The sequence below is a fragment of the Acinetobacter populi genome, assembly GCF_002174125.1.
GTDB classification, from domain to species: Bacteria; Pseudomonadota; Gammaproteobacteria; order Pseudomonadales; family Moraxellaceae; genus Acinetobacter; species Acinetobacter populi.
The window spans coordinates 99,797-114,567 of record NZ_NEXX01000006.1 but is presented as its reverse complement, the minus strand read 5'-3'; the positions used below and the strand labels follow the sequence as shown (position 1 = coordinate 114,567).

The 14,771-nt window shown below is 39.7% G+C and carries 17 protein-coding genes; 11 read left to right on the top strand and 6 right to left on the bottom strand.

What is annotated here, in order from left to right; genetic code table 11:
* Positions 1-134 precede the first annotated feature (134 nt).
* Positions 135-1,607, top strand: a complete 1,473-nt coding sequence (locus CAP51_RS14655; protein WP_087621503.1) for a CYTH and CHAD domain-containing protein — start codon at positions 135-137, stop codon at positions 1,605-1,607.
* Between the two features lie 157 nt (positions 1,608-1,764).
* Here the strand turns inward: CAP51_RS14655 and rluB are convergent, their stop codons facing one another.
* Genes rluB through CAP51_RS14640 form a run of 3 tightly spaced genes read right to left on the bottom strand, consistent with a single transcriptional unit; the run spans position 1,765 to position 4,151 of the window.
* The gene (gene rluB / locus CAP51_RS14650) at positions 1,765-2,724 is read right to left on the bottom strand and encodes a 23S rRNA pseudouridine(2605) synthase RluB (RefSeq protein WP_087621502.1); all 960 of its coding nucleotides are present in this window, start codon (positions 2,722-2,724) and stop codon (positions 1,765-1,767) included.
* Positions 2,725-2,764: 40 nt separating this feature from the next.
* Positions 2,765-3,361, bottom strand: a complete 597-nt coding sequence (scpB, locus tag CAP51_RS14645) for an SMC-Scp complex subunit ScpB (RefSeq protein ID WP_087621501.1) — start codon at positions 3,359-3,361, stop codon at positions 2,765-2,767.
* Entirely contained in the window at positions 3,339-4,151 is an 813-nt protein-coding gene (locus CAP51_RS14640) for a segregation and condensation protein A (RefSeq protein WP_087621500.1), read from the bottom strand. The genes scpB and CAP51_RS14640 overlap by 23 nt, the downstream gene beginning before the upstream one ends.
* A gap of 584 nt (positions 4,152-4,735) precedes the next feature.
* Between CAP51_RS14640 and mqo the strand changes: the two genes are divergently transcribed.
* The gene (gene mqo, locus CAP51_RS14635; protein ID WP_087621661.1) at positions 4,736-6,373 is read left to right on the top strand and encodes a malate dehydrogenase (quinone); all 1,638 of its coding nucleotides are present in this window, start codon (positions 4,736-4,738) and stop codon (positions 6,371-6,373) included.
* A gap of 190 nt (positions 6,374-6,563) precedes the next feature.
* Positions 6,564-7,022, top strand: a complete 459-nt coding sequence (locus tag CAP51_RS14630; protein ID WP_087621499.1) for a hypothetical protein — start codon at positions 6,564-6,566, stop codon at positions 7,020-7,022.
* Between the two features lie 13 nt (positions 7,023-7,035).
* Here CAP51_RS14630 and CAP51_RS14625 read toward each other — a convergent pair whose 3' ends face one another.
* Both CAP51_RS14625 and CAP51_RS14620 read right to left on the bottom strand, forming a co-directional pair.
* Entirely contained in the window at positions 7,036-7,653 is a 618-nt protein-coding gene (locus CAP51_RS14625) for an L-threonylcarbamoyladenylate synthase (protein WP_087621498.1), read from the bottom strand.
* A 58-nt stretch (positions 7,654-7,711) separates the two neighbouring features.
* On the bottom strand, positions 7,712-8,341 hold the full coding sequence (locus tag CAP51_RS14620) for an elongation factor P hydroxylase (RefSeq protein WP_087621497.1): 630 nt from the start codon (positions 8,339-8,341) through the stop codon (positions 7,712-7,714).
* A 99-nt stretch (positions 8,342-8,440) separates the two neighbouring features.
* On the opposite strand from CAP51_RS14620, the gene CAP51_RS14615 reads away from it, so the two are divergent.
* The 8 genes from CAP51_RS14615 to CAP51_RS14580 all read left to right on the top strand — a co-directional run bounded on the left by CAP51_RS14615 (position 8,441) and on the right by CAP51_RS14580 (position 13,737).
* The gene (locus CAP51_RS14615; protein ID WP_087621496.1) at positions 8,441-9,001 is read left to right on the top strand and encodes a YceD family protein; all 561 of its coding nucleotides are present in this window, start codon (positions 8,441-8,443) and stop codon (positions 8,999-9,001) included.
* Positions 9,002-9,068: 67 nt separating this feature from the next.
* Entirely contained in the window at positions 9,069-9,254 is a 186-nt protein-coding gene (gene rpmF, locus CAP51_RS14610) for a 50S ribosomal protein L32 (RefSeq protein ID WP_087621495.1), read from the top strand.
* Positions 9,255-9,403: 149 nt separating this feature from the next.
* Positions 9,404-9,601, top strand: a complete 198-nt coding sequence (locus CAP51_RS14605; RefSeq protein WP_087621494.1) for a hypothetical protein — start codon at positions 9,404-9,406, stop codon at positions 9,599-9,601.
* Positions 9,602-9,765: 164 nt separating this feature from the next.
* A complete protein-coding gene (gene fabD / locus CAP51_RS14600; RefSeq protein WP_087621493.1) occupies positions 9,766-10,752 on the top strand; it encodes an ACP S-malonyltransferase in 987 nt (328 codons plus the stop codon).
* A complete protein-coding gene (gene fabG / locus CAP51_RS14595) occupies positions 10,749-11,483 on the top strand; it encodes a 3-oxoacyl-ACP reductase FabG (RefSeq protein ID WP_087621492.1) in 735 nt (244 codons plus the stop codon). Before fabD ends, fabG begins: the two co-directional genes overlap by 4 nt.
* 84 nt (positions 11,484-11,567) lie before the next feature.
* Positions 11,568-11,804 (top strand): acyl carrier protein, encoded by a 237-nt coding sequence (acpP, locus tag CAP51_RS14590; RefSeq protein ID WP_087621491.1) that lies wholly within the window; start codon positions 11,568-11,570, stop codon positions 11,802-11,804.
* Positions 11,805-12,024: 220 nt separating this feature from the next.
* Positions 12,025-12,501 (top strand): peptidoglycan-binding protein LysM, encoded by a 477-nt coding sequence (lysM, locus tag CAP51_RS14585; protein WP_087621490.1) that lies wholly within the window; start codon positions 12,025-12,027, stop codon positions 12,499-12,501.
* Between the two features lie 156 nt (positions 12,502-12,657).
* On the top strand, positions 12,658-13,737 hold the full coding sequence (locus CAP51_RS14580; RefSeq protein ID WP_245809179.1) for an energy transducer TonB: 1,080 nt from the start codon (positions 12,658-12,660) through the stop codon (positions 13,735-13,737).
* 127 nt (positions 13,738-13,864) lie between these two features.
* On the opposite strand, the gene CAP51_RS14575 is transcribed toward CAP51_RS14580, so the two are convergent.
* The gene (locus CAP51_RS14575; RefSeq protein ID WP_087621489.1) at positions 13,865-14,677 is read right to left on the bottom strand and encodes a cytochrome C assembly family protein; all 813 of its coding nucleotides are present in this window, start codon (positions 14,675-14,677) and stop codon (positions 13,865-13,867) included.
* Between the last annotated feature and the right edge of the window lie 94 nt (positions 14,678-14,771).

The following is a 14,771-nucleotide window of genomic DNA, read 5'->3' as shown; positions in this document are numbered from 1 at the left end:
AGAAGATACTTTTGGCATGATAAGCGCAAGAAATCCAGTTTACGCTATTGCACACAAAATGTGCTTACCTTGTCTTTGATTACACGTTATATTGATAGCTTGACCGACGATTTTAATATATCAGGAATATGACCATGGTAGAAATCGAACTAAAATTTCAACTTCCTGAAAAGCAAAAAAAAGCTGTTGAACGGGCATTTAAAAAAGTAAAGGCACGGCAGATTCAACTGCATGCAAAATATTATGATACGTCGGATCGCATATTGTCCCAACATGGCGTCGCAATACGTTTGCGTCTGGAAGGTGAAAACTGGATACAGACGCTAAAAGCTGCGGGAGAAAGTCATTTACACCGCATAGAAGAAGAAATATTTTTGGGTAAATGTGAACAGCCACCAGATTTAAATCTGGATTTATATCAGCATAATCGAAGCGTACAAACTTTATTGACCGAGATTCTAGGTGATCAGAAGGATCAACTTGCACTCCAGTTTGAAACCATTGTACAGCGGACTTTTCATGTTTTTGAGCTGCACGGTAGCCTGATTGAAGCATGTCTTGATGATGGTGAAATTCGTAGTTCACAAACGCATCAGAAAATTTGTGAAGTTGAATTTGAACTCAAAAGTGGTGATGCAGGGACACTGATTGACTTTAGTCAAAGTTGGGTAGAGCAATACCAGCTATGGCTTGATGTCAGAAGTAAGGCAGAGCGGGGAAGCCTTTTGGCAGCAGGTAAAACGGTTTCTCCTGCCACACATGCAAAATCTTTTGTACTGGATAAGCAGCTCTCACCAGAAATTGCATTACAAAAGATGGTGATTAATTGTCTTAATCACTTGTTGCCTAATCTTGCTGCGATTGCCGGTGACGTTGCCGAACCTGAACATATTCATCAGGCACGTGTCGCCTTGCGTCGTTTACGTAGTCTTTTGAAAAATTTTGGTAAATGGTCTGCACATGTCAATCCTGAATGGGAAGTTGAACTTGCCGCATTATTCCGACAGTTGGGTACAACCCGTGATCTGGATGTCATCACACTGGAAATTTTGCCCAGAATCCAGCAACAGACTGACGCGCCTGTATTACACATTGATTCAGAGACACAGGTAGTCGAAGATTCTAGTGTTGTATTTCGCCAGCCATCGACCACAAAATTATTATTAAAATTACTGGAATTTTCTTATCGTCAACCTAGACAAAGTAAACAAAAAAATGTGTCGTTAAAACACGTGGTGAGTAAAAGATTAGATCATTTACATCATCAATTACGTCATGATGCAAAGCACTTTGCGGATATGGATGCAGAGGCACGTCACCGCACGCGCAAACGGGTAAAAAAATTAAGATACATTATTGAATTTGTTGCCACGATTTATTCGCCCAAACAGGTCGAGAAATATCTAAAATATTTGCAAAAAGTGCAAAATCATTTGGGCACATATAATGATTTGGTCATTGCGGCGCAGTATTTTAGCCAGCAAGTTCATCAAAATCCCGAGTTTAATTTTGCATTGACGTGGGTAGATGTTGAACAGAAAAATGTGCTGGTGAAAGTAGAAAAAAATCTACTTAAATTCAGCCAGCTTAAAGGGTTCTGGGAATGATCTAAAGCAATGGGGGAATTATGGACAGGATGAATATTGATTTGCAGACGGATAGATGATCAATATTCAACAGTGTGCCGTGCGTAAAGATTTAAAAAAGATTGCTGTAATGCGCTGAATATGAAAATCTTGTCCATATTCAGCGCATTATTAATCATTATTGGTCATTAAATTTCTTAAAACCCTTGTTGTTATAATCCACGGGTTTTTTTGCTGCATGAAAAGGTGGTTTACGTGCAGGTTTAGTATTTTGCTCGGCTTCATTTTCACTGTCCCGACGTTGCTGGCGTAAGTATCCGCCACGGCGTGCAGGCATTGGTTTTTCGATCATTTTTTCATTACGGCGTTTTGCCATACCGTAAAGACCTGTACCTTGACGTGGTTTCAGTTCTACCAGTTTGGTCAGGTTATCAATATCGTGTTTATCCAGTTCTATCCAGCGACCAGTGCGTAATTCACGTGGTAAAATCACCGAACCATAACGGGTACGTAACAGACGGCTCACTTTTAAACCTTGTGATTCAAACAAACGACGAACTTCACGGTTGCGACCTTCTTTTACTACCACTTGATACCAGCGGTTAATCCCATCACCACCAAGGTCGGTAAAAGATTCAAATTTGGCTGGACCATCATCCAGTTCTACACCATTTAATAACGTCTGGCGAATTTGTGGGGTTACATCACCCATAACACGCACAGCATATTCGCGTTCAATTTCATTGGACGGGTGCATCAGACGGTTTGCCAGTTCACCGTCATTGGTGAATAACAATAATCCGGTACTATTAATGTCCAGACGACCAACCATGACCCAGCGATCATTGGCAATCTGGGGTAAATGTTCAAATACTGTCGGACGGTTTTCCGGATCGTTACGAGAACAGATTTCACCTTCGGGTTTATAGTAGATCAACACACGGCGACGGATTTCATCTTCGATTTGATAACTGATTTTTCGGCCATCGATACGTAGTTCATCCCCTGGTTCGATACGTTCGCCGACTTGTGCAATACGACCATTGATACTGACTCGACCAGCAGCAATAACCTCTTCCATATAACGTCTAGAGCCTAGACCCACTCTAGCCAGTACCTTCTGTAATTTTTCACTCATAACTGCACAACCTTAAAATAAAATATACAAAATCATTTGCTTAAGAACATCGCGAAAAACTTTCTAGCTGTGTCAAAGCGTCCTGTTGATCTTGGATAACTGGGAGATCATTTAATGATGCCAAACCAAAGGCATTTAAAAAAATTGGTGTAGTGACCAATAAAGCCGGACGTCCGGGTACATCCCGAAAACCCGACTCTTTAATCCAATTCCATTCGAATAGTGTTCTTAATACCAGACTGTTATTACTCACGCCGCGAATTTGCTCGATATCGGCACGGGTGACCGGTTGGTGATAAGCAATAACTGCAAGCACTTCCAGTAAACTTGGTGATAATTTGATCGGACGTTCCGGCCAGGCTTCATGAATTACATGGCGATATTTGGCACGTACCTGAAATTTAAAGCCCTGTACGGTTTCAATCAGTTCAACCGAACGGCCATGTTGTAAAATCGACAATTGCTGTAAAAGTTGACGAATTTGCTGCGTGGAAAATTGTCCGCCAAGTGCCTGTTTGAGTCTTGCGGTTGAAACTGGGGCATCACTGGCAAAAATAATCGCCTCAATCTGCATCAACGCTTCATGATGCAGATCATCCAGAGAGGCTGTATTTTCAGGAAAAGTTTGATTGGGCATAATGCTTTCCTTGAATACTTAATGGGCGGATATGCCCATCTTCAACAATATGTACAAATTGCTGCTTTACCAATTCAAGAATGGCCATAAAGGTCACCACCATTCCCATACGGCCTTGCGCAGGCTTAAGTAATTCGTCAAAGGTTAAAACACCACCTTTGGCAACCCGTTCACAAATGTACTGAATACGTTCTTCCAGCAAAACAGGTTCTTGTTCAATATTATGAATATAGGGCTCGGGACGTTGGAAAACACACAGCAGGGCATCGCTAAGGCTTTGTGCATCATAGCCTTCATAGATGATACCACGTTCACCCAGACTGACTTTTGCATCAAATACATCACGTTCGAGAATATTCAACTGGCTAAGACGCTCGGCAGCCTGTTTGATTCTTAAATATTGTTCCAGACGATCAATCAGTTGTTTTTTCGGATCATCTTCAAAGTTTGGTGCACTTTCCGGTTTGGGTAATAGTAACCGTGATTTCAGATCGGCAAGTAGGGCAGCCATCACCATATAATCCGCGGTTAATTCAATATTATCCGATTTCATTCTGTCCATATAAGAAATATATTGCTGTGCAATGGGCGCAATATCCAGATGTTTGAGGTCGAATCCGTTCTTTTGCACCAGATATAGCAAAAAATCCAGTGGACCTTCAAATTGCTCCAGTAGGATTGCAAAGGCTTCCGGCGGAATATACAGATCCTCAGGAATATCCTGATAATATTCGTCCAAGACACGGATAGACAGCTGTTCTTCTATATTGGGATAAAGCTCTGTGCTCATTTCGATTATTTAGCCACGCGAATTTTCAAAAGCATGTTTTAGTATTGACCTAATAGACAAGCATATCAGGAGATTCGGCAAATTGTAGCCGATTTAATACAGTAAATAAATCATTAGATTTAAATCTAATGCGTTTTATTTATAGAATTAACAGAAATAAATCCAAGTATTTCACTCGGAATTTTGGCATAATGGCCGACTTATACAGACCAAAGTCGTATTGTAACTGCTTTTTATCAAAGCTTGACAGCATGAAACATTGATCCATGCAATATTTTATCTCCTAGCACCTTGATGTCGGCATTTGTAGCAGATGCTTATTGCAATGTGTTGCTATATATATGGCATATTTGATTTTGGCATGGATTGGTTTTGTGTGATTTGCAATAAATTTTTAATGACTGCGCTGTTTTATGCACGTAATTCTATCGTGTTTTTTTATTCAAATATTTGTAAATTTTGAATATTTTACCAGAAATGTTAGACGCATTAATTTAGTTTTTGGGATTTGACCATTGGATAGTGCAATTGGTGTGAATCCAATTGTCCAGTGTCAGATCAAAAATCATTTTAAGGTAATGATGATGAAAAAATTCCTAAAATATTTAGCAATTTTATTGCTGCTATTGTTAATCATCGGACTAATTTTTTTATTTAGACCGATTGCTTCCAAACAGGTAAAAACCTCTAGTACTGAACCTGTGGTAGATGTGGTATTGATCGGTGGTGGTATCATGAGTGCCACACTGGGTACATATTTCAACGAGCTTGAACCAGACTGGAAGATTCAGATGTATGAACGTCTGGATCAGGTCGGACAAGAAAGTTCAAATGGTTTTAATAATGCCGGGACTGGACATTCAGGCTTTATGGAGATGAATTATACTGCTGAAAAAGACGGTAAAATGGACATCTCTAAAGCTGAGAATGTGGCTTCCCAATTCGAGGTGGCAAAACAGTTCTGGTCTTATCAGGTGAAAAATGGCGTACTTGCAGCGCCAAAAACATTTATCAACCCTGTCGACCACATTGCATTTGTGTGGGGTGATAATGTAGATTTTCTGGAAAAACGTCATGCTGCGATGATCAAAAGTCCATTATTCCAGGGCATGGAAATCACAGAAGATCCAAACGTGATTAAGCAATGGGCACCTTTGGTGATGAATGGTCGCAAGGCTTCGGAAAAGGTTGCTGCAACACGTATGGATGTTGGTTCCGATGTAAATTATGGTGCGATTACCACGCAATTAGTTGATCATTTGCAAAAACAATCCAATTTTAAATTAAATGTATCAACAGAAGTGACTGGGATTAGTCCAAATGAGGATAAAACCTGGACTGTGCAATTCAAGGATTTAAAAACAGGAAAAGCTGGTCATATCAAAACCCGTTTTGTCTTTATTGGTGCCGGTGGTGCATCTGTGAAGTTATTACAGATGACAGGACTAGAAGAAGCAAAACAATATGCTGGGTTCCCAGTGGGTGGCGAATTTCTGATTACGGATAATCCAGTCATTACTGCACAACATACAGCCAAAGTGTATGGTCGTGCCGAATTAGGTGCACCGCCTATGTCTGTCCCACATATTGATACGCGTTATATTGATGGTAAAAAATATGTGTTATTTGGACCATTTGCCACCTATTCCAATAAGTTCCTGAAAAATGGTTCACAGTTTGATTTATTGGCATCTACTAATAGAAACAATGTGTTGCCAATGACAGCTGTAGGGATTGAAAATCTGGATTTGGTGAAATATCTGATTAGTCAGGTTGCTATGTCAGATGAAGATCGTCTGAATGAATTACGTAAATATTATCCTGAAGCACAGGCAAAAGACTGGCGTCCAAGTCAGGGTGGTCAACGTGTTCAGATCATTAAAAAAGAACCGGGTAAACCAGCAAAACTTGAATTTGGTACAGAAGTGTTTGTATCCAATGATCGTGGTTTAACTGCGTTAATGGGTGCTTCACCAGGTGCATCAACATCACCATATATCATGCTCAACCTGCTTGAAAAAGCTTTCCCTGAAAAAACCAGTGGGGAGTGGAATGCAAAACTGCATGATATTATCCAGTCTTATCAGCAAGATTTAAGCAAAAATGCAGTATTGCTGGATCAAATCCGTCAGGATACCAGTAAAACGCTTGGTCTCAATTATGCACCAAGAACAGTAACAACCACATCAGCTGATCATACAGCTGTTGCGGAAGCGCAATAAGCTTCTTGCTGTAGATGCATAAAAAAGTATGCTAAACATACTGGGTAACAAATAGGCTGTTTCGACGGCCTATTTTTTAGCAATATACTCAGAAATCATTTTAGATTTGTAACTGACTAGGGTAATGGTTCTATTGTTAATATGTTAAATCAACAAGATATGCAATCATTTGAAAGGTTGGGATAGACATATGCTTACTGATCTATATCTCAAAATAGGCCGCTATCTGGTTTATCTTTTAATATTTTCTTTGGGAAGTTATGCACTTTTACAATCGATGTATATTCCGATTATCGGTGGCAAGGCCATCTTTTTTCTGGTGATACTTACATTGTTGATGCAAGTCTGGGCATCGATCAAACAGCACAAAGGTTATCAAGTTATTGCAGTGTTATTCGGTATTATCGTGATGATCTATGCTTTACTGACGCATACGTTAAGCCATGCCTTGATTTTGTTATGCAGTACAGGTCTACTTGCATTGCTTATATTGAACAAGATTAATCCAAAGCCTATTATTATTGCTGTGTTGTTTATATTGGCTTTATTTTATATTCTGTTGATACAGCATCATTATTTGATCGAATTAAAACAACATTATCAGCAATTTGAGACAGGTGAAAGCTGGCAGCAGATGGGTGCTTTATAGAAGTTAAAATGCCTTATTCAAAGGCACTTACGTCACCTAAACCGCGTCTTACAATAATCGGATGATCCTGTGACAAATCAATAATACTGGTGGTTGCCAGCATGCCAATACCACTATCGATAAAGACATCGATACGTTTTTCCAGTTGCATTTCAATTTCATAAGGATCGTCAAGTGGATCTTCCTGACCCGGCAAAATCAATGTACTGGTAATGAGGGGTTCACCCAGTTCTTTAAGTAATGCCTGACAAACTGGATTGCTTGGAATACGAATACCAATCGTTTTTCGTTTTGGATGCATTAAACGACGAGGTACTTCACTGGTGGCTGGCAGAATAAAGGTAGTTAAGCTAGGGGTATTGGCTTTTAATAGACGATACATAGCATTGTCGACTTTGGCATACGTTGCAATATCAGACAAATCCTGACAAAGAATGGCGTATTGATGTTTATTGTCGAGTTGACGAATTTGTGCAATTCGCTCCATTGCTGCTTTATTTCCAATTTGACAGCCAATCGCATAAGCAGCATCTGTTGGATACACGACCACATCACCTGCCTGAATTCTCTCCACAGCCTGACTTATCAGACGGGGTTGAGGATTATCTGGATGAATTCGTAAATGTAACATAAGGCTGGTCCTGTAAGTCTAGCTCTCTACATTATAACATTTTTTTACTGTCTTGTTTTTAATCAAGTGTTTGCCGTGAAAACTCATTATTGTGTAGCATTTTTCCTGCTCTTATTTCGTCACAAAGATGTTGGATCAGGGTTAGACCATCTTTGGGAATGCTTGTTGGTTCGGCTAGATATCGCTGGACTTGTGCAAAAACGTGATCTTTAAACAGTGTGCCATTGCCCGCTGCACCAGTTAAATTATCCAAAGACACACGAAAAGGGCGTAAACATGCCTGTGCAAATAACCATTCCAGTGCTTGTGGTTTAACTTCTACCTGTTCAAAAAGACGTTGTTGCTCTGCGGTTCTACCATCGGGTGCATACCAATAGCCCAGATCGGGTAAGGTACGGCGTTGTGCGCCGGCAATGCACCAGTGACTGATTTCATGCAATGCACTATTAAAAAAACCATGAGCAAACTGAATTCTGGCAGGTTGTGTATCAGTAGCCGGAAAATATTCGGGTTCGTGCTCACCTCGTACTAAAATCACATTGTAGTGGGAAAACCATCGATTAAAGTGTAAAATTAGCCAATCTACCTGTGCATGTTCGTCAATACATGTTGACCATGCAGTTTGTAGGGATACACTTCGAGGTGAAGACGTTGTTTGAAGACGATTTTGTGCTTGCAACGGACTCATAAAAACTGATTTCTCTCAAACAATACAAAATTAAGCTGCGAAATTGTATCTTAATCTTTGACATTAGTTTGATGAATTTGTAGAATTGCCGCCTTAATTATGTCAGCAAATACCTTTCCGGCACAGATTGAGCCGTTTAAATGGGCAGAGCAGGGCTTTTCGTGGTCAGGTCAACTACCACTGTCAAGTTTTACTCGTATTGCTCACGAAGCTGTTGGATCGATTGATAATCAATGGGTTCAGGTCGACTGTAAGCTATCTATGGATGCTTATCATCGTATCGTATGGCTCAAGGCACATTTGAAAACCACTGTAAATCTGCAATGCCAGCGTTGTCTGGAAGCTGTAGAAATACCTTTGCAATCAGATGTCCATGTGGCCATGTTGGATGATGAGTCTGAGATAGATCATTTGGATGAGGATGCTGATTTCATCATCTTGGGTGAAGATCTGGGGACACAAAAAGGCGATTTTAAAACGCCTGCAACTGTGGACCTGATTTACATTCTGGAAGATGAATTGCTATTGTCGATGCCAAATTCACCCAAGCATGATGCTTGTGAACATAAGCATCGACCAGCAGTTCAAGCTGTGTTAGATGAAAAACGGGATAATCCGTTTGAAGTTTTAGCAGGTTTGAAGGGCAAACTTGGTTCATAATGTGTTATACTAGACCAAGATATTGATGTTCGATCCATTTTTTTTCGATCTTTGTAAGGAGCCTCTCATGGCTGTTCAGCAAAACCGTAAAAGTCGCTCTCGCCGTGATATGCGCCGCTCTCATGACGCTTTAACTGCGAGCACTTTAACTGTAGACCAGGCTACTGGTGAAACTCACCGTCGTCACCACGTAACCAAAGATGGTTTTTACCGTGGTCGTCAATTGTTTGCTCAAGCAACTGATGCGGAATAATCGTTTATAACGATGATCTGACGCTTGTTTGTCACGCATTTGCGTAAAAACAAAAAATGGGGAAGTGAAAGCTTCCCTTTTTTATTGAATAATTTTTTTTAAATTTAAGATTTTTATATATTGATTTTTACAATTTTGGTTGAAATAAAATGAAAAAAGATTGGATATATAAAACAGCTTTTATGGGAACTTTTTTGATCGGTACTGGTCGTTATATTTATTCAGATTTGCAAGCGAAAAATATGCCATTAGATTTAGGAATGTGTATTATTTTGGGTGTGTTGGCTTTATTTGCAATATTAGCAATTTTGTACTATTTCCAAAGTGAAGATAAAAAAAGCAATTGATAGAAGGCATTGGAACACTATTCTTGTTGTTTGATGATCTGCGCATATGTTGGTCTAACTTTTTAATAAAGGTATATTTTGTGCTAGAACAAGTAAAATTTGCTTGTTAAGCTAGCGCATTTACAATTGCAATATCCACATTAACGTCCGAAACGGGAAGTTTTATGTCTACATTACCATTCTCCCAGATTGCCAAAGCCACCCAAACGGCTTTTGTTTTTCCTGGGCAAGGCTCTCAAAAAATCGGTATGTTGTCCGAATTGGCAGAACGTTTTCCATCAATTTTAGAAACATTTAAAGAAGCATCGGATGCTTTGGGTTTTGACCTGTGGCAGATTGCACAGACAGGTGACAAACTGGATCAGACAGAATTTACTCAACCGGTGCTATTGACCGCCAGTACTGCATTGTGGCGTGTCTGGTTAGAGGGCGGTGGCTTATTACCTACATATATGGCTGGACATTCGCTTGGTGAATATAGTGCGCTTGTTGCAGCAGAGGCGTTGTCCTTAGCCGATGCAGTAAAATTGGTCCATTTACGTGGTCAATTAATGCAAAAGGCTGTGCCGCAAGGACAAGGGGCAATGGCAGCAATTTTGGGCTTATCCGATGATCAGGTGATTGTATTGTGCCAATCTGCATCTGAAGTCGGTGCAGGCAAGGTAGAGGCTGCAAACTTTAATGCACAAGGGCAGGTGGTGATTGCAGGGGATACCGAAGCGGTTGAAGTGGCGATTTCTAAAGCAAAAGAATTGAGCGGAAAAGCCATTGTCCTACCGGTATCAGTTCCGTCACACTGTAGCCTAATGAAAGCGGCTTCAGAACAGTTTGCCGAGGCGCTGGCAAAAGTGGATTTACAGTTACCCAAAATTGCAGTGATTAACAATGTCAGTGCAAATGTGGCAAATGATTTAGACAGTTTGAAACAGGCGCTGGTACATCAGCTTTACCAACCTGTGCAATGGACTAGAACATTAACCTATCTTGAGCAGAATGATGTGCATTATCTGGTTGAGTGTGGTGCTGGTAATGTTTTGAGTAATTTGGCAAAACGCTTGCCATTTGTAAATAAAGCTTTACCGATCGATACGGTAAGTCGTTTTGAGGATGCTTTGCATACCATTTTAACAGCTGAAGGAAAAATTGCATGACTCAGCCAAAGCGTATTGCTTTAGTGACAGGTGCTAGCCGTGGAATTGGCGCAGCAATCGCACAGCAATTGGCGCAGGACGGATTATTTGTTGTGGGAACGGCGACAACTGAATCTGGTGCAGCCAAGATTGCTCAGACATTGGGTGACAATGGTACTGGTCTGGTGCTAGATGTGCGTGATGCAGAGTCCATCGAACATGTTGTAAGCCAGATTGAACAGCAATATGGCGCAATTCTGGTTTTGGTGAATAATGCGGGTATTACCAAGGACAATCTGCTTTTGCGTTTGAGCGAAGACGATTGGAATGATGTCATGAATACCCATCTAAAAGCCGTTTATCGTCTTTCCAAGCGGGTATTAAAAGGCATGACCAAAGCCAGATTCGGACGAATTATCAATATCAGTTCGGTGGTTGCACATTTTGCCAATGCTGGCCAAACCAATTATTCCGCTGCCAAAGCAGGAATCGAGGCATTTGGTCGTAGTCTTGCAAAAGAAATGGGTAGTCGACAAATTACGGTAAATGCTGTTGCACCGGGATTTATTGAAACAGATATGACCGAACAACTTGATGTAGCAATCAAAGATAAGATGATTGCACAGGTTCCGCTCAATCGTTTAGGGCAAGCGCAGGATATCGCGGATGCTGTAAGCTTTTTGGCAAGTGATCGTGCAAGCTATGTTACAGGAACAGTACTACATGTAAATGGTGGTATGTATATGAGCTAATTCTTATGATTAGCTTTGACAATATTATTTTTTAATCTAAAATGGCGTTAGTATAAACCGCCACAAGCAATGAGGAGAATTCCTGTGAGCGATATCGAACAACGTATCAAGCAAGCAGTTGCAGAACAACTTGGTATACGTGCCGAAGATATTAAAAACGAAGCATCTTTTATGGATGATTTAGGTGCAGATTCATTAGACCTAGTTGAACTGGTTATGTCTTTTGAAAATGACTTTGACATCACCATTCCGGATGAAGATTCAAACGCGATCACAACTGTACAATCTGCGATTGATTACGTGACTGCAAAGTTAGGATAATTTGTTCGATTGTGAATCGATTATCGAAAAGGTCGCACTTGCGGCCTTTTTTATTGGTTAAGGTGTCCCGTCCTGAAAAAAGTTTTCTATTTAAGCCCTACATAAAATAACAATTTATTGTGATTTGTTTCTTGTTTTTGCCAGTATCAAAGGTTAAAACAATAAAGACATTTATTTTTAATGTTCAGATAAACATATAATAGGTAATAGGAGAAATATAATGGGTCTTTTTGACTTTGTGAAAGGTATTGGTAAAAAGAACACTGCACAACCTGTAGAACAACCTGCTACACCACAAACCACCACAGAACCATCAGCACAAGAAGTTGCCAATAAATTGCTGGGTTTAGTGCAAGGTTTAAATTTGGGCATCAAAGGCCTTTCCATTAGCTACAATTCAACAACCGATCAGGCAACCATTCGAGGTGAAGCTCAATCTCAGGCTGATCGTGAAAAAGCGGTATTGGCGGTAGGTAACGTTGACCATGTTGCACAGGTCGATGATCAACTTACTGTTGCTGCACCAGAGCCTGAAAGCAAGTTCTATACAGTAAAATCTGGCGATAATCTATCTAAAATTGCCAAAGAATTTTATGGTGATGCCAATAAATACAACAAAATCTTTGAAGCAAACAAACCTTTACTCAAAGATCCAGATGAAATTTTTCCTGGTCAGGTATTACGTATTCCTGCCTAATTTGCTATGTGATAAAAAAGAGTGAGTATTCACTCTTTTTTTTATATTTTTCATTATGATGCATGTTGCAATAGTGTAACTATTTATCTAAGATGACAACAGCCAAATCACCAGATTAGCCATAATAAAATTGATATGAAAATAGGCGACTAAAAAATGAAAGTTATTTATTTCATGGTGATCACGGGTTTGATGTACAGTCAGTCTTGGGCAGATGTTATGCCTAATGAAGATTTTTTAACTTGCTTAGAGCAACAGAATCGTTTGTCTTTAAGTCCTCCTTCTCCTGACCGTCCAGTCCCCTCTTATGTGGTTAAACCTAAAATTATTTATCCCAAGAATATTAATGAATTTGGTAATAAAGGGGAGGTCGATTTAGGTGTGTTAATTGATAAAATGGGGCACATTGAACGAATTAAGGTTTTAGAATCTATCCATCCGGATTTAGAACAGGCTGCTGTACAAGGCATGTTAAAGGCCCAACTTCCACCTTCCAACGATACAGAAACACGTTGTGCAATACAAAAAGTTGGATTTGGAATACAAAAAAGTATCGGGTCAATCGGTCCAAATGCAGTGGATCCATTTAAAATGCCAAAGGCATCTAAAAAATTACCAGAACATCTGCAATATGATGAACCACCCGTCATTAAAGTCGCTGCACCGTTGGTTTATCCATTAAATTTATTACAGAAAAATGAAAAGGGTAAAGCAAAAGTCTATGTATTGATTGATCCAACCGGAAAAGTATTAAAATCAGAAATCTTATCGGCATCTTCACCAGAATTTGGTCTTGCCGCAAAAGCATCTTTACAATCTTGGGAGTTCTATCCTGCCAAGAAAGATCAAAAAAATAGCTGGTCAATTATTACCAAAGAATATGATTTTAATCTCTTTAATCGAGATAGTCGGTTATCTGCATCAGCTAGCCAGATTCTCGAAGATATCAAGAAAAATAAAAAAGATTTTAGTAATATAAATGACTTGGATCAAATTCCGAAGCCACTCTATGCCCCCATGCCGGCAAAGTCTAATAATGGTGGCAAAAATTATGTCCAAATTGAGTTTTATCTGGATAAAGATGGGCTGGTACAATTACCGACTTTATTGTCTTATGACAATGAAGAACAGGCGTGGCTGGCGTTAACAGCGATTAAGCGTTGGCAATTTGAAGTACCCAAAATAAATGGGCAGCCAGTGATTGCAAAACTGGTATTACCCCTGCAATTTCAATAAGAGAGAATGATCTGGATTTATCTGCATTGGTCATTGATGTGATGGATTTAAGCCGTAATGTGATTGCTTTGATCAGATATAGCAGCGTGTCTCTGGAATAAGATGCCGCTGCTTTTGATCAGTCACATTAAGTTTTCATTAAAATGATTTCCAGTACAAACTTACTGCCAATAAAGCCTAACGCCAGTAGGAAGAACCCCAGCAAGGTAAATTGAATAGCTTTTTTGCCACGCCATCCCAGTTTCCAATGCCCCAGTAATAAACCACCATAAATAAACCATGAAATGACACTAAATACTGTTTTATGAGCGAGATGCTGACCGAAAAAGTCATCAATGGTAAAGAAACCAAAACCTAAAGCAACCGTTAGCAATAGGAAGCCGACAAAGATCAAATCAAACAGTAAGGATTCCATGGTTTGCAGGGAAGGCAGCAGATTCACCCAGATGCGTTTCTTTTGTTTCTTCTTAAGCTCACGATTTTGAAACCAGATTAAAATGGCATGAATTGTTGCCATAAATAAGACTGCATAGGCTGCCAGTGACAAGATGATATGAATATCAATACCTACACCTTGTTCACGAATGACGTGATTAGGGGTGCTAAGTGATGCACCGATCACCATACCTAACATGGCAACAGGCGTAGCAATTAAGTTTAGAATAATCACCGGGCGATACATACTAAAAATAATGCTCAGTAAAAGCATTAATCCTGAGGTAAAGGAAATTAGATTAAAAACATCATAATCAATTCCCATCGGTGTCACCATGTCGATACTCAGGATCAGACCATGCAGGATTAAACCTGTCAGCAACGATGACCAGACCAGAAATGGATTGGTGGTAGTTTTATCAAGGAACTGTTTTAACAGGTATAAAAAACCAGTTAAATAAGCAATTAATGCCAATACGGTAAAAATGACGGGCAGATTCAACATGCCAAACCTATAATACGTGCGAGAATATTCATAAACTAAGTATAATTTCTTTCCGAACTCAAGTATCCTATAGCATCTTATGCATAATTTATCT

Bases quoted from the DNA above. Each gene is read 5' to 3' on its own strand.
- CAP51_RS14620 (WP_087621497.1), bottom strand. From the start codon at position 8,341: ATGAGTCCGTTGCAAGCACAAAATCGTCTTCAAACAACGTCTTCACCT.
- CAP51_RS14630 (WP_087621499.1), top strand. From the start codon at position 6,564: ATGCTTACTGATCTATATCTCAAAATAGGCCGCTATCTGGTTTATCTT.
- scpB (WP_087621501.1), bottom strand. From the start codon at position 3,361: ATGCCCAATCAAACTTTTCCTGAAAATACAGCCTCTCTGGATGATCTG.
- mqo (WP_087621661.1), top strand. From the start codon at position 4,736: ATGAAAAAATTCCTAAAATATTTAGCAATTTTATTGCTGCTATTGTTA.
- rluB (WP_087621502.1), bottom strand. From the start codon at position 2,724: ATGAGTGAAAAATTACAGAAGGTACTGGCTAGAGTGGGTCTAGGCTCT.
- CAP51_RS14605 (WP_087621494.1), top strand. From the start codon at position 9,404: ATGAAAAAAGATTGGATATATAAAACAGCTTTTATGGGAACTTTTTTG.
- fabD (WP_087621493.1), top strand. From the start codon at position 9,766: ATGTCTACATTACCATTCTCCCAGATTGCCAAAGCCACCCAAACGGCT.
- lysM (WP_087621490.1), top strand. From the start codon at position 12,025: ATGGGTCTTTTTGACTTTGTGAAAGGTATTGGTAAAAAGAACACTGCA.
- CAP51_RS14655 (WP_087621503.1), top strand. From the start codon at position 135: ATGGTAGAAATCGAACTAAAATTTCAACTTCCTGAAAAGCAAAAAAAA.
- CAP51_RS14575 (WP_087621489.1), bottom strand. From the start codon at position 14,677: ATGTTGAATCTGCCCGTCATTTTTACCGTATTGGCATTAATTGCTTAT.
- rpmF (WP_087621495.1), top strand. From the start codon at position 9,069: ATGGCTGTTCAGCAAAACCGTAAAAGTCGCTCTCGCCGTGATATGCGC.
- fabG (WP_087621492.1), top strand. From the start codon at position 10,749: ATGACTCAGCCAAAGCGTATTGCTTTAGTGACAGGTGCTAGCCGTGGA.
- CAP51_RS14625 (WP_087621498.1), bottom strand. From the start codon at position 7,653: ATGTTACATTTACGAATTCATCCAGATAATCCTCAACCCCGTCTGATA.
- CAP51_RS14580 (WP_245809179.1), top strand. From the start codon at position 12,658: ATGAAAGTTATTTATTTCATGGTGATCACGGGTTTGATGTACAGTCAG.
- CAP51_RS14640 (WP_087621500.1), bottom strand. From the start codon at position 4,151: ATGAGCACAGAGCTTTATCCCAATATAGAAGAACAGCTGTCTATCCGT.
- CAP51_RS14615 (WP_087621496.1), top strand. From the start codon at position 8,441: ATGTCAGCAAATACCTTTCCGGCACAGATTGAGCCGTTTAAATGGGCA.